Below are 17,803 nucleotides of genomic sequence, written 5' to 3'. Positions count from 1 at the left end.
GGGCGCGAAAAACGAACGCGCACCGCCGGTCCGGCGGTGCGCGTTCGACGAGAGGGGTCAGGCGAAGAGGCGGGCGGCGAGGTCGGGGGTGAGGACCTCGTAGTTCTCGGTGGTGCGGTTGTACCACCAGGTGTTGTCGTCGGGTTCGGAGCGGCCCGCGGCCTGGACGGCCCGGGTGGACGGGCGATAGGTGCGGCTGCGGGGGATGTCGTCGACGACGTAGACGATATCGGGCCGCTGGTCGGCCGGCAGCACGCGGACGGCCTCGGTGACATCCTTGGGCGCGAGGGTGAAGCCGGACCGGACGCTGACGGCGGCGACCGCGAGAACGCGATCGCGCGTGGGCAATCCGAAGGCGACCTCCATGTCGACCGCGGTGATGTCGTTGAGGGCATCCACCACCGGCTGGGTGTAGACCGGCCCGCGCGGGGTGGGGATGACGGTGTCGCGGCGGTCCATCAGCCAGTAGTCGCCGTCGGCGTCGCGGCGGAAGAGGTTCTCGGTGGGCATCCACGAGTCGCCCGGCGCGAAGACCCCGCGCAATCCGCCCGCCGACACGTCCACCAGATCGGAGACGGTGCCGATGAGCAGACCCACCTCGTTGTCGGCGCAGCGGCGCGCGAAACCGGTGTCCTCGACCTGGATTTCGTCGGTCAGCGGATCGTAGGCGATGAGCTCGACCTTCGCGGTGCCCGGCACCGGACGCCCCTTGGAGCCGACCTTGGTACCGGAGACGTTGGCCAGCACCACATCGCCCTCGATGGAGGCGTAGAACTCGAGGACCCGCGCCGGTTCGAACCGTTCCAGGGTGCGCCGCCACAGCCCGCGCGGCATACCGGATCCGATGAACAGCCGGATCGGATGCGGATGCCCGTTGGGGAAGGTGTCGGCGTCGAGGATGTCGCGCATCATGGTCCAGGTGTAGGTGACCACGGTGACGCCGTAGCGGTGCACCTCCTCCGCGAAGCGCGCCGGATCCAGCGAGCGCGCCAGCGCGATGCGGCTGCCGCCCGCCACCGCGCCGCCCAGGCTCACCAGCAGTCCGGACGAATGATGCAGCGGCGCAAGGCAGTACACGGTGTCGTGGCGGCCCAGATCGGCCGCCGACGCGGTGCCGAAGGCCGACAGCGCCCAGCGGTGATTGGTGACGTACTTGACGTCGAACTTGTCACCGGTGCCGGTCACCAGGATGTAGGCCAGCTCGCGCGCCAGGCCCGGATTCGGCCGATACCAGGCCGGCAGCGCCACCTTCGCCGGATCGATCTGCTCGAGATCGACCACGTCGGCCCCGGCGGGAATGTCGAGCCCGCGCGCGTCGCCGCCGCCGAGCACCAGCACCCGATGCCCGGTGGCGGCCGCGGACGCCAGGTTCTCCGGATCGGTGAGCAGCAGCCGCGTCCCGGTCAGGTCCGCGACCTTGGACAGTTCGCTGCCCGGCGCCAGCAGCACCGCGACCGCACCCAGCCGCGACAGCGCCGCGACGGCGGCCAGCGCGCTGGGCCGAGTCTCCATCACCACGCCGACCCGGGTGGCCGGCCGCACCCCGACCGAGATCAGCCCGCGCACCACATTGTCGATGCGCTGGTTGACGGCCTCCTGCGTGTGGACCCGGTCGTCGAAGAGGAACAGTTCGCGCTGCGGACCGCGCCGCGCCTGCTCGGAGAGCAAGCGGCCCAGCGAGATTCGAGTGTGCGGCTGGATCATGCCCAGCCGGGTCAGCCGGGGCAGCGCGCGGGCGGCCTCGCCGGTGAGTTCGACGGTGCCGCGCAGCGTCTGCCCGGCCACGCCCTCGATGGTCTTGCCCAGGCTGGTCCCCGCCTCGGCGAGGCTGCCGAGCGCGTGCACCGCGCGGGTCAGCCCGGTGCGCGGGCCGTTGCGGACCACCTCGGTGCTCATGCGCTCGACCTGGGTGGGCAGATCGGCACGGCCGCTGAGGTAGTTGACCCAGTCGCGCACCACCGGCCAGGTCTGGCGGGTGGCCGTCGATCCGGACACCAGCCCGAAATGCCCGGCCACGATGCAGGCTTCGTACACCTCGGCATTGGGCGCGGCCCGCACGATGCCGCGGACGGCGGCGGGCTGGCCGATATCGTCGACCTCGCCGACGAATGCCAGGATGGGGCAGGTGATCTCGGCCAGCGAGATGAGCTGGTCGCGGATCACGAAGCCGCCCAGCATCATTCGATTGTGCTTGACGAACTGCTGCAGCAGGTCGGTGAGCGCGGGCCCCGGGTAGCCCAGCCAGCCGTCGGCCTCGAGGAAGCGGCGCTGCCGTTCCTTGGGCAGCAGCGCCTCGCGGTTGTGCAGCTGGCGCAGGAAGTCGATGCGGGCGCGCGCGGTCTTGACCGGGTCCAGTGCCTGAAAGCCCAGCCGCACCATGGAATCGGTGATGGGCAGCCGGTTGAGCACGTGGTCGGTGAGGAAGTCCGCGGCGTCGGAGACCAGCCCGTGCGGCAGGCCGAAGGGCATGCCGGCGACGGCGTCGACCGGGCTGCCGAAGGTCACGATGGACTCGACGCCCTTGCCGTTGCGATAGGCGGCGGTCTGATAGGCGAACATGCCGCCCTGGGAGTAACCCATGAGATGCACACCGCGCCCGGTGATCTCGTTGACGGTGTCGATGGCACTCGAGACGGCCAGCACATGGTCGGCGAGGTCGCGGTCCCAGCCGCCCTCCTCGGTGGCGGGGGAGCCGAAATCGACGACCCAGCAGTCGATTCCGCCCTCGTGCAGAATGCCGACCGCGCCATCGGCGCCGTTCACGTCCCAGATCTCGGCGGTCACCATGATGGGCGGCACCAGCACCACGACCGGACGGTCGGCGACGGTGTCGTCGGGGAAGTAGTGGCGCAGGCGGTACATCCGCTTACGCTCCACCACCTCGTACGGCGACGATTCGATCTCGTGAACCAGTCCCCCGAACCTGATCACCTCGAGCCCGTTCTGTGCGGTCGCGACCAGTCGCTCGATCGGACCCACCACGGACCTCGCATTGAATTTCACGGCTTCACTCCCAGACTTTTCCTGGCCTTGACCAGCGTCACCCGCCCCGACGCGTCCCGATGAGCTTGCCATAGCACCACCCTACTGCGCTGGCGCTGTGACCACCCTCATTCGGCTTGCGCGCCCCGAAGCAAACCGGGCGTTCGGGGTTTACGGGTTACAGCAACATTCCAGGCATCATGTTTTGGCATTCCGGCCCGACCGGATCATCCCGGGACCTACCATCGGTAGCGCTGGAACGCACTGTCGCGCTTGTCAATTCACCCACTTGTCAATTCTCGCAGGCCATTCGAGCCTGCAGTTTCGCCGTGGACTCCACCGCGCTCACCCCGTGGTGGCCCTTCGAGGTGAGGACCGCAGCATGACCATCGAAATGCCCCTTCAGACCGAAAACGGCCAACGCAAATCCCTCAGCACCGCTGCCGCCCACCAGCTGGCGCACACCACCAAATCCGAACCGCAGATGCAGGGCATCAGCTCTCGCTGGCTGACCCGTTCGCTGCCGTGGACCCAGGTGAAAGGCGGTGTCTACCGCGTCAACCGACGGCTGACCCACACCGTCGGCAACGGCGAGGTGGAGTACGTCATCAACGGTCCGCACGCCCGGGTCATCCCGCTCGAGCTGCAGGAGCTGCCGCAGCTGCGCGGCTTCCAGGACGAGGAGATCCTGGCGACCGTGGCCGGGCGTTTCGAGCAGCGGGATCTGCCGCCCGGCACCGTGGTCGCCGAATTCGGCAACCCCATGGATCAGGTGCTGCTCATCGTGCACGGCAAGCTGTCCAAGATCGGGACCGGTGAGTACGGCGAGACCACCAAGGTCGGCATGCTCGGCGGCGGCGACTTCTTCGGCGACGAGACGCTCACCGATCCCGACGCCATCTGGCCGGTCACCATCAAGACGGTCACGCCCACCACCATGCTGGTGCTGGCCCGCTCCACCGTCGAACAGCTCTCGGGCGACATTCCGGCACTGGCCGAACACCTTTCGGCGGTCGCGCACGCGCCCGCGCTGCCGCAGAACAAGTACGGCGAGGCCGAGATCGTGATCTCCTCGGGCCACCACGGTGAGCCCGTGCTCGACGGCACCTACGTCGACTACGACTCGCAGCCACGCGAATACGAGCTGAGCCTGGCGCAGTCGGTGCTGCGGGTGCACACCCGCGTCGCGGACCTGTTCAACGATCCCATGGATCAGGTCGAGCAGCAGCTGCGCCTGACCATCGAGGCGCTCTACGAGCGGCGTGAATACGACCTGGTCAACAACCCGGACTTCGGTCTGCTCAACAACTGTGACCTCAAACAGCGCATCTACTCCGAGTCCGGCGCGCCCACCCCGGACGATATGGACGAGCTGCTGTCCATGCGGCGCAGCACCAAGCTGTTTCTGGCCCACCCCAAGGCGATTGCCGCGTTCGGCCGCGAATGCTCCAGGCGCGGACTGTATCCCGACCCGGTCGAGGTGGACGGGCATCGCGTGTTCGCCTGGCGCGGGGTGCCGATCTTCCCGTGCGGCAAGATCCCGGTCAGCGACACCCAGACCACCTCGATCCTGGCCATGCGCACCGGTGAGAAGGATCAGGGCGTGATCGGCTTGCACCAGACCGGGATTCCGGACGAGTACGAGCCGAGCCTCAACGTCCGCTTCAAGGGCATCGACGATCAGTCGATCATCTCCTACCTGGTCAGCTGCTATTACTCGGCCGCCGTCCTGGTCCCCGACGCGCTCGGCATTCTCGACAATGTGCTGGTCGCCCGGCAGTCCGACTGAGCGGGGTGAGCCGTCATGTCGGTGCTCTCCCGCGCCGCGGCCCCGCCTGCCGCCTCCGAGGTGGCGGCGGCCGTCGCCGCCCTGCTGACCAACCTCGACACCACCGCCCCCGCGGTCCTGGGCGCACCCGCGGCCTCGGGCCCCGCCGATGACCCTCGCCTCGGCATTGCCGCCGCGGCCCATTCGCCCCGACGGCTGCTCGGCCCCTCCGGCCTCGGGGCCCCGAGCCTCGCGATCGACCTGCCCAACCCCCGGGCGATCGCGGAGCTCGCGGGACAGGCATCGCGTCCGCCGTCGCCCGTCGGCGGCGCGATGCCGATCCGGCACCGGCCGCCAAGCTCGGCCGGTGCGCCGACCGGCCCCGGGGCCGCCCGGCGATTCGCCAACGGTCCCACCGGGATCGGGACGGCATCCGCGTCTCGCCCGGGCGGCATCCCGGTCCGGTCGGCACCCGTCACGTCCGCCCCGCCGCGCGGTGAGATCGGAGCCACGCGCCCGGGGACCTCGGGCTCGGCCATCCCCACGCTGTACTGTCCGCCGCCGGTGCGCGACGATCCGGCGCTGGCGGCGACGGTGAACGCCGGAATCATCGCGTGGGCCGAGCGGATCGGGCTGTACGAGGGCCGGCTCGAGGAACTGCACCGAGCCGACTTCGGGCGGCTGATCATGCTGGCGCATCCGGATTGCGACGACGCGGATCGCCTGCTGGCGGTCGCGAAATGCGCGGTGTCGGAGTGGTCGGTGGACGACTACTACTGCGAGGAGGACGCCAGCGACCTCGCGCCGGACGGCAGCAGATCCAGTCCGGAGGCGGAATTGGGGCCACGGCTCGAATTGGCCGCCGCCGCCATGGATCCGGTGCACCTGCCGCCGCGCTATCAGGTCCGCGTGGAGCAGGCGATGCAGGCCGATCCGATCCTGCGCGCGTTTCGGACCTCCTTCGAGCATCTGTCCCACTTCGCGACCCCCGCCCAGGTGGCGCGGTTGCGCAGCGAGATCGCCGGCTGGTTCATCGCCCTGGGCGCGGAGGCCGGGTGGCGGCAGGCGGGTCGCATGCCGCCGGTGTGGGAGTACCTGCTCAATCGGCAGCCGCACAGTTTCCTGCCCTGTATGGCCCCGATCGACGCGGTCGGCGGCTACGAGCTGCCGGCCGCGGAGTACACCGATCCGCGAGTGCGGCGCGTGGTCACCACCGCCGCGCTGGCCGCCCAGATGGTCAACGACCTCTACTCCATGGCCCGCGAAGACCTGTCCAACGGAAGGGAATTCAACCTTCCGACGGTCCTCGCGGCCGAGGAGAACTGTTCGCGCCGCGCGGCCGTGCAGGCCACCGCCGAGGTCCACGACGAACTGGTGCACCGCTTCGAAGCCGAGGCCGGCCTGCTCGCCGCCTCCGGTTCCCCGCAACTGCGCCGCTTCCTGACCGGGCTGTGGTCGTGGATGGGCGGCAACCGGGCCTGGCACGCCGACAGCCGCCGCTACCGGGACGACAGCTGAATTCCCGGTCGGCTCTTACCGTTTCGCTTCGCATCGATCGAGAGGATGATCTGCCATGACCGCGCTTCACCCCCATTCCACCGATGTGCTCAAGACCGAATATCAGAAGTCGGTGGCCTCGTATTGGAACAACAACCCCAACGACGACCGCGTGAACACCAAACTCGGTGAGGTCGACGGGCTGTATCACCACCACTACGGCATCGGCGAACCCGATCTCTCGGTCCTCGAGGGGCCCGAGGAGACCCGGCAGGAACGCATCGTGCGGGAACTGCACCGGCTCGAGACCGCGCAGGCCGACCTGCTGCTCGATCAGCTCGGCGACGTCCGCCCGGGCGACCGGCTGATGGACGGCGGATCCGGCCGCGGCGGCACCAGTTTCATGGCCAACCAGCGGTTCGGGTGCCAGGTGGACGGGGTCACCATCTCCGAATACCAGGTGGGTTTCGCCAACGAGCAGGCCCGCGAGCGCGGCGTCGCCGAGAAGGTGACGTTCCATTTCAAGAACATGCTCGACACCGGGTTCGAGACCGGCTCGCGGCGCGGCATCTGGACCAATGAGACCACCATGTACGTCGATCTGCACGAGCTGTTCGCGGAGTTCGCGCGGCTGCTGGAACCGGGCGGCCGGTATGTGTGCATTACCGGCTGTTCCAACGACGTGTTCGGCGCGCGGTCGGCGTCGGTGAGCTGGATCGACGCCCACTACGGCTGCAACATCCACCCGCGCAGCGAGTACTTCAAGGCGCTGGCGGCCAACAATCTGGTGCCCGTCGCGGTCACCGACCTCACCCCGGCGACCATCCCGTACTGGGAGCTGCGCACCCGCTCCGAGCTCGCGACGGGCGTCGAGAAACCCTTCCTGACCTCGTACCAGGAGGGCAGCTTCCAGTACCTGATGATCGCCGCCGATAAGGTGGGGCGGTGACCGGCACCCTCGACACCTCCGACGCGAATCCCGTGACCGACCGTGAATCCCTGCTCGTCGAGCTCGTCGACGAGCAGGGCCGGGCGCGGGGTTCGCTGTCGGTGGCCGCGGCCCACACCGCGCCCGGACGGCTGCACCGAGCCTTCTCGGTGCTGCTGTTCGACGCGGCCGGCCGGGTGCTGCTGCAGCAGCGGGCGGGCGTGAAGACCCGCTTCCCGCTGCTGTGGACCAACACCTGCTGCGGGCATCCGCTGCCCGGGCAGGACGTGGTCGAGGCGGCCGCCACCCGCCTGTCCGAGGAACTCGGCCTCACCGCCGACCTCACCGAGATCGGCACCTTCACCTATCAGGCACCCGACCCCGACACCGGCCGCGTCGAATTCGAATACGACCACGTCCTGATCGGCACCCTCGATCACCCCGCCCCGCAACCGAATCCGGCCGAAGTGGCCGATATCGCCTGGATCCAGCCGGACACCCTCGCCGAGAACGTCGCCGCCGACCCGGCGCACTACACCCCGTGGCTGGCCGGCGTCCTGACCACCATCGCGGCCGCCCGCCCCTGAAACCCCCACGCGCACAGCCCGTTCCGGCCACGCCACCTGACTGTCAGGCCAGCGCGGGCGATTCGTCGGCGTCCAGGAGCCAGTCGTTGGGGGCGAAAAGTTCGAAATGCACTCGGCGGGCGGGGATTCCGGCGGCCATGAGCTGGGCGCGGACGTATTGCAGGAATTCGGCGCCGCCGCAGAGGTAGTAGTCGGCGTCGTCGGGGAGTTCGACGCGGGTCACATCCAGCAGGCCGTGATCGTCGGCGCGGTACCAGGCGCGCAGGTACACGTCGCTGAGACGGGTGGCCAGGTCGGCGACGGTCTCGCGCAGCGGGTGCGCGGTGCTGGACCGGTCGGCGTGCAGGATGATCGTGCGCCGCGACGGGGATTCGGCCGCAAGGTATTCCAGGATGCCGACCATCGGGGTGACGCCGATGCCCGCCGAGATCAGGACGACCGGCGTGGTCACCTCGGTGTCGATGGTGAGATCGCCACAGGGCACGGTGATTTCGAGCGGGTCCCCCACGCCCACGGTGTCGTGCAGCCAGGTCGAGACCTCCCCGTCGGGGGTGTCCGCCTCGGCGAGCACCCTGCGCACGGTGAAGGCCAGCCGACCGTCACCGCCCCGATTGACCAGGCTGTACTGCCGCAACTGACGGGCGCCGTCGGGCAACCGCGCACCGACCGAAATGTACTGCCCCGGAAGAAATCCCGGCAGCGGACGATCCGGGTCGGCGGATTCCACCACGAAGGTCGCCACCCCCGACGGATCGTCGAGACGCGCCACCGCCCGGGCCGCGCGGAACACATCGCCTGGCTCGACCCCGGCCGCGTCGTAGAGCTCCCGTTCGAAGTCTATGAGAGTCCTCGCCATCAGCCAGTACACGCGATCCCAGGCCGCGGCGACCGGCGGCGTCACCACGTCCGCGCCCAGCACCTCGACGATGGCGGCGAACAGGTGCTCGTGCACGATCCGGTACTCGGGTTCGGTGACGCCCAGCGAGACATGCTTGTGCCCGATGCGCGACAACAGTTCTCGCGGATGCGGCAGGGCGGGATCCACCAGGTGGGCGGCGAAGGTGGCGATGGAGGCGGCCAGCGCCTTCTGCTGCGCGCCCTGACGCTGATTGCCGCGATTGAAGCGGTCGCGCAACAACTCCGGGTGCGCGGTGAACATCTTCGTGTAGAACAGCGGGGTGATCCGATCGATGTGCGCGCCGATCAGGGGCAGGGTCGCGCGGATCACCTCGGCCTGCTCGGGTTCCAGCGCGGGGATCTGATCGGGCGCGGAATCCGGTGCCTGCCGCATGGGTTCTCCTAGGTGTCGATGAGCGAAGCCGACGGGAAGATCGGCGTATGCAGCAGCTCCACGGTGCGCTGGTCCACCAGATCGGTGAGCAGGTACCGGTCGAGTTCGGCGTAGAAGGCTTTCTGCGCGGTCGCCAGGACTCCCCGCAAACGGCAGGCATTCGCGATCGGGCATGGACTGTCGCCCACGCACTCGATGACTTCGTTATCGCATTCGAGCTGGCGGACAATGACGCCGATGGTGGTGGTCCGCCCGGCGTCGGTCAGGAAGATTCCGCCGGTGCGCCCGCGCTGCGACTCGACATAGCCGAGTTCGGCGAGCCGGGAGACGGCCTTCGCGACGTAGTTCTCGGAGGCATTCACCTGCCGGGCAATGAGTTTGACGGTGACTCGTTCCTCGGCGTCACTGCTGACCGCCAGCCGCATGAGCGCTCGCAAGCCGAGATCGGTGAACCGGGAAAGCTGCATGCCTCCAACAGTACTAATTGCGTCACGAAAAAGCATATTTCGCGGGCTGTGCTTTCTAATACCCATATCAATAGGGAATATGTAACCGAAAGCACGAGGAGACAAGGACATTTGTCACTTGTCGGCAAATCCCTGGCAGCGGCCGGCACCGCTGCCAGGGATGTCACCTCAGGCTGTGGCCATGAGTCTCGTCCGGGTGGCCAGCGCGTAGTAGATCGCCAGCGCCAGCCCGCAGCCGATGAACCAGCTGTACTGCGCCGCAGTGTGCATGCCGTACACGTCCTTGGCCAGCACCGGGAACACCGCCGCGATGGCCCCGATCACGGTGGCGATCACCGCGACCGGGTTGAATCCCTTGCGGTACCAGTACTTTCCGGACTCGGCCATGGTGAACAGCTCGTCCACCACGATCTCCCGCTTGCGCACCAGGTAGTAGTCGGCGATCAGCACGCCGAACAGCGGGCCGATGAACGCGCCCAGCACCTCGAGGGTGTAGTGAATCACGTCCGGATTGTTGTACAGGTTCCACGGCGTGATCAGCACCGAGCCGACCGCCGCGATCATGCCGCCCATGCGCCAGCTGATCTTCTGCGGGCTCACGTGCGAGAAGTCGAACGCCGGGGAGATGAAGTTGGCGACGATATTGATGCCGACGGTCGCGATGGTGAAGGTGAGCGCGCCCAGCACGATCGCGAAGGTGGAGTCGATGCGCGACACCGTCTCGACCGGATCGGTGATGAGCTCGCCGTACACCGGAATGGTCAGCGACGCGGTGATCACCACCAGCAGCGAGAACGCCAGGAAGTTGACCGGCAGCCCGAGCAGGTTGCCGCGCCGCACCGCCGCCATGGACTTGCTGTAGCGGGAGAAGTCGCCGAAGTTCAGCATGGGCCCGCAGAAGTAGGACACCACCAGCGCGATCGCGCCCAGCACCACCGGCAGCGCGTCCCAGCCGTGGTATTTCACCGAGCCCAGCTGCAGGTTGATCGAACCCCAACCGGCCTTGTAGATCAGATACCCGCACAGCAGGAACATCACGATATACACGGCGGGACCGCAGAAGTCGATGAACTTGCGAATCGATTCCATGCCCTGCCAGAACACGGCGGCCTGCACCACCCACAGCACCAGGTAGGCGCACCAGCCCAGCAGCGACAGCCCCAGGAAGCCGTAGTCCTTCGCCACCGCGTACGGCGCGAGACTCGGAAACAGCTTGACCGCCACCACGATCAGGGCCGCCGACGCCAGATAGGTCTGAATTCCGTACCAGGCCACCGCGATCAGGCCGCGAATGACGGCCGGGATATTGGCGCCCTTCACGCCGAAGGCGCTGCGGCACATCACCGGGTACGGCACGCCCGCGCGCTGGCTGGGCGCGGCCACCAGATTGCACAGGAAATATACGATCGTGATGCCGATGAGCAGTGCCGCCAGCACCTGCCAGCCCGCCAGGCCGAGCGCGAAAAGGCTGCCCGCCGTGACATATCCGCCGACGCTGTGCACATCCGACATCCAGAAGGCGAAGATGTGGTACGCGCCCCACGTCTGCTTGCGCAGCGGTGCGAGATCATCGTTGGTGAGCCTCGGGTCGTAGGCTGGTGGGGATTTCGCCGCGCTGGAATCCACTGTCGCGGGGGTGACTGTGTCGGTCATGGGGGTTTCCGATCCGAAAAGCCGATTGGGGGGTGGGCTCAAGGTAGGAACGAGCCGTTCCCCAGGGGTTGCTTTTCGGTTTCCGGATTATTGCGTGAGCCGTATATCTTTCCGGCTCACATCATCGTGGCGCTCACGTGACCGACGCCGGTGGGCACTCCGGGCCCGAGACAGCCCATCACCATGTCCGGGTTCATCATGTCGTAGTCGGCGGTGACGCGAACCCGGTCGCCGAGGCCGAAACCGCTCACCACCTGCATGGGACCGACCGTGGGCTGGGCCATGCCGACCGGCCAGGGGCCCCAGAGCGTACTCGTGTCGCCGTTGTTCCAGGTGATCCACACGGTGAGCGGGCCGTCGGCCGGGTGCATGCAGTCCGACCAGGCGATGTGCTCGCCGGTGAAGGTGGCCGAGGTGATGCCCGGGTATCCCGTGCAGCCCCAGAGCCGGCCGACCGAGGTGAAGGTGAGCAGGGTCGGGGTCATGGTGATGGCGCCGTCGACCGCGGTCCAGCGGAAGTCGCCGGCGGTGCAGGTGCCGACGGCGTCGGCGCGGGCGGGCGGGGCGGCGAGCGGGGCCAGGGCGCAGACCGCGGAAACGGTCAGTGTGGCCAGCGCTTTCACGATCGTGGGCACGGCGAGAACATAATCCCGGCACGGGTCGCCGCCCGGGATTGCCGGTCACACGCCGTGTCCGAAAGCCGCCGACGGGGGACACTGGAGTGAATCCCTGGCAGCATGGCCGCCATGGAGCTGATGGCGCGGATCGAAGCGGCGGCGACCCTGCTGGCACCGGTGATCAGGAGGACTCCGGTGGTGGCGTCGCGGGTGCTGTCGGAGCGGGTCGGTCACGAGGTCTGGCTCAAATGCGAGAACCTGCAGCGCACCGGATCGTTCAAGCCGCGCGGGGCCTACAACCGCATCGCCAACCTGTCGGAGGCCGAGCGGGCGCGCGGTGTCGTCGCGGCCAGCGCGGGCAATCACGCGCAGGGTGTGGCCTGGTCGGCGACGTCGCTGGGCATCGAGTCCACGGTGTTCATGCCGGTGGGCGCGGCGCTGCCGAAACTGGTGGCCACCAAGGCATATGGCGCGACGGTGTATCAGGTCGGCGACACCATCGATCAATCCTTGTTCGCCGCACGGGAATTCGCCGAGCGGACCGGCGCGACCCTGGTGCATCCGTTCGACCACGTGGACATCGTGGCCGGGCAGGCCACCTGCGGACTCGAAATCCTCGACCAGCTCCCGGATGTCGGCACGGTGCTGATCCCGACCGGCGGCGGCGGACTGCTGGCCGGGGTGGCCGCGGTGCTGCAACGGCGCAAGCCCGAAGTGCGGGTGATCGGGGTGCAGGCCGCCGAGGCCGCCGCCTGGCCCGCCTCGCTGGCGGCGGGCAAGCCGGTGGCGCTCGAGCACATGTCGACCATGGCCGACGGTATCGCGGTCGGGCGGCCGGGCGAGGTGCCCTTCGAGCACATCGTCGCGAGCGCACCGGACATCGTGACCGTGGACGAGGAGGCGCTGTCCAAGGCGCTGCTGCTGTGCATGGAACGCTCGAAGATGATCGTCGAGCCGGCGGGCGCGGCGGCCGTGGCCGCGCTGATGTCGTGCGGCCCGGACGAACTCGCTCTCGACGGCCCGGTCTGCGCGATCCTGTCCGGCGGCAATATCGATCCGCTGCTGCTGACCCGCGTGATCGGCCACGGCCTCAGCGCCGCCGGCCGCTATCTCGCGGCCCGGGTCACCATCTCCGACCGGCCCGGCAGTCTCTCGCGGCTGCTGGCCGAACTCGGCCGCACCGGCGCGAGCGTGCTGGATGTGGTGCATTCCCGCACCGGCGCGTGGCTGGCGATCGACGAGGTGGAGGTGCTGCTCACCCTCGAAACCCGGGGGGCGGCCCACCGCGACGAGGTGCTCGAGGCGCTGGAGCAGGTGGGATATGTTGTGCGCGTAGAGGATTGATCGGTCGTCAGTGCGCGCCACCGAGTTCCAGCGCGAGCACTCCGGCGATCACGAGCACGATGCCGCCGATCTGCACCGGCGTGATGCGCTCGTCGAGGAACAGGGCCCCGATGGTCGCCACCGCCACCACGCCCACCGCCGACCAGATTCCGTACGCCACCCCGATCGCCATACCGCGCTCGAGCGCCTGCGACAGGAAGTAGAACGCGGCCCCGTACGCGATCACCACGATGATCGAGGGCACAAGTTTGCTGAAGCCCTCCGAGATCTTCAGCGACACGGTCGCCGTCACCTCACACGCGATGGCCAATCCCAGCAGTACCAAGGTCATCACCGCAGGATAGCCATTGCCGCTGCCGCTTCCGCGGAGCCGACCTGCGTGATCAGTCGCTCGTTGGCTGGTGGTTGGTGACCTCGTCGAGGGCTGGCACGTTCTGCGCCTGGGATGGGGTCGGCGGCACCGGCAGCCAGTTCTTCCAGACCGACAACAGCTGCGTGCTGTCACCTGCCGTCGGGAGTTGGTTCCCTCCCACAGCGGATGCCTGGGCTGCTGCCGCGGGGGCGCGAAGTCTAGAGGTGGACCGGTGCGGACATCGGGGCCAGGCCGAGGGCGGTGATGTCGGCCGCGCCCTGGGTCGCGGCCTCACCGCCGGCGAGGATCTTGGTGCGGGCGGACTGGTAGGTCCAGCCTGCCGCGCCGAAGGTGGTTGCGGTGGAGAGCAATCGGTCGCGGTCCTTGGCGTGGAGGGCTTCGGCGCGGTCGACTATGGCTGCGGCCACAGGGTTTCCGGTGACGGCGCTGCGCGCATCGGCGAAATCGACTGCGGTGGAACCATTTCCGGTGATCACCGCGGCCTCGACGTGCAGAGCGACGTACCACGGGAGCCACGCTCCGGCGACACGGGTGCGCGCGTCCTCGAGGTCGGTGCGTTCCAGAGCGTCGGCGGACTGGCCGTGGTGCAGCATGAGCAGGGCGTCGAACACCGCCTGGTAGCCGTCGGCGTCGGCGGGCGGGGTACCGAGTCGCTGGAGGACGCCGGTCCATTCGCGTTCGGCGTCGAAATCGTCACGCAGGCCGTGGATCATGCGGACTCCCGCCACCGCGGCGCCCAGCGCGGCCCGGGCCGGGCAGTCCTCGCGCTGCCACGACTCGAGGAATCGCGCCCCCTGGGTGAGGACCTCGTCCACATTGCCCGCCAGCGCATCCGCCACCAGCAGTCTGCTGGTGGCGGTGTGCCCCACTTCGGCGAGCATCGGATGCTCCGCCAGCTGCCGGCCCCAGCGCCGCGCACCGGGCAGATCGCCTGCGCCGAGCCCGAATTCGGCGGCCGCGTCGAGCGCGTCGATCAGTTCGTGGGTGCCGGCCGGATCGTCCGGGGTGGTCGACAGGACGCGGATGCGGCGGCGTGCGGTGGTCGCGGCGGCGGCCAGATCGCCCGCCCGCCCCTGCGCGGTGGCGAGCACATCGAGCGCGGCCGACTCGGCCAGCGGGTCGCGTGTGGCACGCGCCAGCTCCACTGCACGCTCTGCCTGCGAAACCACCTCCGCCACAGCGGTATCGGTATCAGGCGAAGCAACGACGCGCTCGACCAGCGCCGCGGCCTCCGCGACGCCGATCGCCGCCCGCGCTCCCGCGACCCGCGTGGGGTCGGCCGGAAGCCATTCGGCCAGCGCTGCGGCGTCCGCGACGCCGATCGCCGCCTGCGCTCTCGCGGCCTGGGCGGGGTCAGTCGGAAGCCCTGCCACTCGAGAGGACTCGGACGACTGCGACACAGCGTCGGCCGGATCTGTTGTCGGTGAAGAGCCTTCGCCATCGACGGCTTCGGGGGATGCGGTTGCCCCGGCGTGCAGTCGGTTTGACGCAGGCCCGGTCGCTTCGGCCAGGTGCCGGGCCTCGGTGAGGAGTGCGGTTACCTCGTCCGCGCTGGGGAGATGTTCGAACTTGCCGGGGAAGCGGTTGACCGAGGCGGCCGCGGTCGCGAGGTCCGCGGCGGCTGCGGCGGAATCGCCCGCGCGGCAGGCGAAGTCGCTGGCGGTGCGATAGAGGCGGTACATGTCGTCACCGTTGCCTTGGCAGCCGGCCGCCGCGGCGGCGTGGCGCAGCAGGTCAGCGGCTGCGGCGGGGTCGTCGGCCAGGTAGGCGGCTTGTTCGTGGCGCCACTGGGATTCGCCGGTGAAATGCCTGGCGAACAGGAGTGCGGCGAAGTGTCGGGTCAGGCGGTAGGCGTCCGCGCGCCGGTCCGGCTGCTCGCCCGCCCAGCCGAGCGCCGCGCGGAAATCGTCTGCGACGGTGTCGAATCGGGGACGGATGTCGCCGCGCGACGCCGTGAGCTCCGCCGCCTCGGCGACGCACCAGCGCAGGTGTCCGGCACGGGTGCCGGTCAGCTCCCCCGCCGCGTCGAGCTGCTCGAGACCATACTGCCGGATGGTCTCCAGCGCCCGGAACTGGGTTCCGGCAGTCGTTTCGGTGACCACCAGCAGGCTCTGCTCGGCCAGTCGCGCCAAACCCGCTGCGACCCTGCCCTTGTCGAGACCCGACACTTCCGCCGCCGCGTCGACCGGGAACGCGGTCATGAACACCGCGACCCGGCGCAGCAACTCCCGGTCCTCCGGCGCGAGCAGCTCGTGGCTCCAGTCCAGGGCCGCGCGCACCGAGCGGTGCCGGTCGTCGGCGCGGGCTCCCCCCTCCAGCATGCGCAGCTGATCGTCCAAACCCGCTGTGAGACCGTCCAATCCGAGCGTGGTCCAGCGGGCGGCCGCCAATTCGATGGCGAGCGCCACGCCGTCGAGCCGTTCGCAGAAGGCCGCGACCTGGTCGCGCATGGCGTTGTTGGGCGGCCAGCCGCCGGCCGTCGCGCGGTCCATGAACAGGTCGACCGCGTCCGAAGCGCCTTCTCCGGCAAGCGACATCGGCGGGACGGTGTAGACGCGTTCGAACGGCACCATGAGGCGCGCGCGGCTGGTGGCCAGCACGCTCATGCCCGGGCAGGTTTCCAGCAGCGCCTCCACGAAGGGGGCGACACCGTCGCGGACGTGCTCGCAATTGTCCAGCACCAGAAGCGCATTGCGGTCCGCGAGCGCCGACAGCAGCACCCGGTCGAAGCTGCGGCCGGGCTGCTCGCCGAGGCCGAGCGCCATGGCCACGGTGCCCGCGACCACGCACTTGTCGGGACTGGAGACCGGCACCAGGTCGACGAACCACGCACCGTCGGCGAATTCGGCGGCCACCTCGGCCACCACCGCGAGCGCCAGCCGCGTCTTGCCGACGCCGCCCGGTCCGACCGCGGTCACCTGCCGCTGCGTCTTGATCAGCTCGGCGAGTTCGCCGCGTTCGCGGGTGCGGCCGATGAACGAGGTGAGCGGTTTCGGCAGTGCGGGGGCGGGCCGCGGGCTCGCCGGGCGGGTCGCGGCGGCGTGCTGGGCCAGCGCCCGGCGGTCGGGCAGTTCCAGTTTCCGCAGCAGCGACGACACGTGGCTCTCGACGGTGCGCACCGAGATGAACAGTCGCGCGCCGATCTCGGCATTGCTGAGATGCTCGCCGACCAGCGCCAGCACTTCCGTCTCGCGCGTGGAGATCTCCGACGTCACAGCCATGCGCCCCAGTCTGCCGCATTCCGCGGCCGCGCACGGTACGGCCGGATACCAAGTCGCGGTCCGTGGTGGATTCCGTGGTCGCCACGGATGTGGACGCCGGGGTCCGAGGGCGACTCTGGAAGCACACCGGGTTCACCGATCCACAGGAGCAGATCATGACCACGATGGGCATCAAGACGGTGCTGCATCCCGTTTCGGACCTCGCCGCCGCGAAGTCCGTGTACGCCGCGCTGCTGGGCGCCGACCCGCAGACCGACTCCCCCTACTACGTCGGTTTCGAGGCGCAGGGCCAGCACATCGGCCTGGTGCCCGGCGGCGGCCCGCAGGCCATGACCACCCCGGTCTCCTACTGGCACGTCACCGATATCGAGGCCAAGCTCGCCGACCTGATCGCCGCCGGCGCCACCGTCGACCAGCCCGCCCGCGAGGTCGGAGGCGGCCGCCTCGTCGCCACCGTCGCCGACACCGACGGCAACATCCTGGGCCTCATCCAGGACCGCTGACCCACCCACTCCCGCAAAGGATTTCAGCCATGGCCACCCAGCCCACCGCCAAGAAGACCACCCCCAAGAAGACCACCGTCGGCTTCAGCGCCGAAGAGCGCGCCGCCATGAAAGCCCATGCCGCCGAACTGAAGACGGCCGCCCGCCGCTCCTCCCGCTCCGCCAAGGCCGACGGCGAACAGGACGTCCTCGCCAAAATCGCCGAAATGACCGGCACCGACCGCGAAATCGCCGAACGCCTCCACGCCCTCACCAAGACCGTGGCCCCCGACCTCACCTGCAAAACCTGGTACGGCATGCCCGCCTACGCCCGCGACGGCAAAATCGTCTTCTTCTTCCAGCCCGCCGCCAAGTTCAACTACCGCTACGCCACCCTCGGCTTCAACGACCCCGCCAACCTCGACGACGGCAACCTCTGGCCCGTCACCTACGCCATCCAATCCATGACCCCCACCGTCGAATCCCGCATCAAATCCCTCATCACCCAGGCCCTGAGCTAACCCCTCCCCGCCGCCCCCGGGAGTAGGGTCTGCCCACCACCGCCCCGGCGATCTACCGTCCCCCTCGTAATC

The 17,803-nt window shown here is 69.1% G+C and carries 14 protein-coding genes; 7 read left to right on the top strand and 7 right to left on the bottom strand.

Annotation, left to right across the window (positions count from 1 at the left end; genetic code table 11):
- Positions 1 to 57 precede the first annotated feature (57 nt).
- Positions 58 to 3,003: an AMP-binding protein gene (locus D7D52_RS22680; RefSeq protein ID WP_246023230.1), complete on the bottom strand. Its 2,946-nt coding sequence runs from the start codon at positions 3,001 to 3,003 to the stop codon at positions 58 to 60.
- 361 nt (positions 3,004 to 3,364) lie between these two features.
- On the opposite strand from D7D52_RS22680, the gene D7D52_RS22675 reads away from it, so the two are divergent.
- From D7D52_RS22675 to idi, 4 genes are read left to right on the top strand one after another with little or no spacing between them, the layout of a single operon-like run.
- Positions 3,365 to 4,771 carry a family 2B encapsulin nanocompartment shell protein gene (locus tag D7D52_RS22675; RefSeq protein ID WP_120739429.1) on the top strand — a complete coding sequence of 469 codons (1,407 nt, stop codon included), beginning with the start codon at positions 3,365 to 3,367 and terminating at the stop codon, positions 4,769 to 4,771.
- A gap of 15 nt (positions 4,772 to 4,786) precedes the next feature.
- Positions 4,787 to 6,268, top strand: a complete 1,482-nt coding sequence (locus D7D52_RS22670; protein WP_120739427.1) for a family 2 encapsulin nanocompartment cargo protein terpene cyclase — start codon at positions 4,787 to 4,789, stop codon at positions 6,266 to 6,268.
- A gap of 55 nt (positions 6,269 to 6,323) precedes the next feature.
- Positions 6,324 to 7,196 carry a geranyl diphosphate 2-C-methyltransferase gene (locus D7D52_RS22665; RefSeq protein WP_120739425.1) on the top strand — a complete coding sequence of 291 codons (873 nt, stop codon included), beginning with the start codon at positions 6,324 to 6,326 and terminating at the stop codon, positions 7,194 to 7,196.
- Positions 7,193 to 7,762, top strand: a complete 570-nt coding sequence (gene idi, locus D7D52_RS22660; RefSeq protein ID WP_246023229.1) for an isopentenyl-diphosphate Delta-isomerase — start codon at positions 7,193 to 7,195, stop codon at positions 7,760 to 7,762. The genes D7D52_RS22665 and idi overlap by 4 nt, the downstream gene beginning before the upstream one ends.
- Before the next feature lie 43 nt (positions 7,763 to 7,805).
- On the opposite strand, the gene D7D52_RS22655 is transcribed toward idi, so the two are convergent.
- The 4 genes from D7D52_RS22655 to D7D52_RS22640 all read right to left on the bottom strand — a co-directional run bounded on the left by D7D52_RS22655 (position 7,806) and on the right by D7D52_RS22640 (position 11,808).
- On the bottom strand, positions 7,806 to 9,053 hold the full coding sequence (locus D7D52_RS22655; protein ID WP_120739423.1) for a globin domain-containing protein: 1,248 nt from the start codon (positions 9,051 to 9,053) through the stop codon (positions 7,806 to 7,808).
- An 8-nt stretch (positions 9,054 to 9,061) separates the two neighbouring features.
- Positions 9,062 to 9,520, bottom strand: coding sequence for an RrF2 family transcriptional regulator (locus tag D7D52_RS22650; RefSeq protein WP_120739421.1), 459 nt, complete (start codon positions 9,518 to 9,520; stop codon positions 9,062 to 9,064).
- Between the two features lie 168 nt (positions 9,521 to 9,688).
- Complete coding sequence (locus D7D52_RS22645; RefSeq protein ID WP_120739419.1) at positions 9,689 to 11,173, bottom strand: NCS1 family nucleobase:cation symporter-1; 1,485 nt, start codon at positions 11,171 to 11,173, stop codon at positions 9,689 to 9,691.
- 116 nt (positions 11,174 to 11,289) lie between these two features.
- Positions 11,290 to 11,808, bottom strand: coding sequence for a hypothetical protein (locus D7D52_RS22640; RefSeq protein ID WP_120739417.1), 519 nt, complete (start codon positions 11,806 to 11,808; stop codon positions 11,290 to 11,292).
- Positions 11,809 to 11,919: 111 nt separating this feature from the next.
- On the opposite strand from D7D52_RS22640, the gene ilvA reads away from it, so the two are divergent.
- The gene (ilvA, locus tag D7D52_RS22635; protein WP_246023228.1) at positions 11,920 to 13,134 is read left to right on the top strand and encodes a threonine ammonia-lyase; all 1,215 of its coding nucleotides are present in this window, start codon (positions 11,920 to 11,922) and stop codon (positions 13,132 to 13,134) included.
- A gap of 7 nt (positions 13,135 to 13,141) precedes the next feature.
- Here the strand turns inward: ilvA and D7D52_RS22630 are convergent, their stop codons facing one another.
- The gene (locus tag D7D52_RS22630; protein ID WP_120739413.1) at positions 13,142 to 13,465 is read right to left on the bottom strand and encodes a DMT family transporter; all 324 of its coding nucleotides are present in this window, start codon (positions 13,463 to 13,465) and stop codon (positions 13,142 to 13,144) included.
- 239 nt (positions 13,466 to 13,704) lie between these two features.
- Entirely contained in the window at positions 13,705 to 16,728 is a 3,024-nt protein-coding gene (locus tag D7D52_RS22625) for an ATP-binding protein (protein WP_222932657.1), read from the bottom strand.
- A 74-nt stretch (positions 16,729 to 16,802) separates the two neighbouring features.
- On the opposite strand from D7D52_RS22625, the gene D7D52_RS22620 reads away from it, so the two are divergent.
- Both D7D52_RS22620 and D7D52_RS22615 read left to right on the top strand, forming a co-directional pair.
- Positions 16,803 to 17,231, top strand: coding sequence for a VOC family protein (locus D7D52_RS22620; RefSeq protein WP_246023227.1), 429 nt, complete (start codon positions 16,803 to 16,805; stop codon positions 17,229 to 17,231).
- Between the two features lie 29 nt (positions 17,232 to 17,260).
- Entirely contained in the window at positions 17,261 to 17,731 is a 471-nt protein-coding gene (locus D7D52_RS22615) for an iron chaperone (RefSeq protein WP_120739411.1), read from the top strand.
- Positions 17,732 to 17,803 lie beyond the last annotated feature (72 nt).

This window comes from Nocardia yunnanensis (assembly GCF_003626895.1).
Lineage (GTDB): Bacteria > Actinomycetota > Actinomycetes > Mycobacteriales > Mycobacteriaceae > Nocardia > Nocardia yunnanensis.
Note: the sequence above shows the minus strand (reverse complement) of the source record. Positions and strands in the feature narration are given on the sequence as shown.

Coding starts and splice junctions, on each gene's coding strand:
- D7D52_RS22645 (WP_120739419.1), bottom strand. CDS start 11,173: ATGACCGACACAGTCACCCCCGCGACAGTGGATTCCAGCGCGGCGAAA.
- D7D52_RS22670 (WP_120739427.1), top strand. CDS start 4,787: ATGTCGGTGCTCTCCCGCGCCGCGGCCCCGCCTGCCGCCTCCGAGGTG.
- D7D52_RS22650 (WP_120739421.1), bottom strand. CDS start 9,520: ATGCAGCTTTCCCGGTTCACCGATCTCGGCTTGCGAGCGCTCATGCGG.
- D7D52_RS22625 (WP_222932657.1), bottom strand. CDS start 16,728: ATGGCTGTGACGTCGGAGATCTCCACGCGCGAGACGGAAGTGCTGGCG.
- D7D52_RS22665 (WP_120739425.1), top strand. CDS start 6,324: ATGACCGCGCTTCACCCCCATTCCACCGATGTGCTCAAGACCGAATAT.
- D7D52_RS22615 (WP_120739411.1), top strand. CDS start 17,261: ATGGCCACCCAGCCCACCGCCAAGAAGACCACCCCCAAGAAGACCACC.
- ilvA (WP_246023228.1), top strand. CDS start 11,920: ATGGAGCTGATGGCGCGGATCGAAGCGGCGGCGACCCTGCTGGCACCG.
- D7D52_RS22630 (WP_120739413.1), bottom strand. CDS start 13,465: ATGACCTTGGTACTGCTGGGATTGGCCATCGCGTGTGAGGTGACGGCG.
- D7D52_RS22655 (WP_120739423.1), bottom strand. CDS start 9,053: ATGCGGCAGGCACCGGATTCCGCGCCCGATCAGATCCCCGCGCTGGAA.
- D7D52_RS22675 (WP_120739429.1), top strand. CDS start 3,365: ATGACCATCGAAATGCCCCTTCAGACCGAAAACGGCCAACGCAAATCC.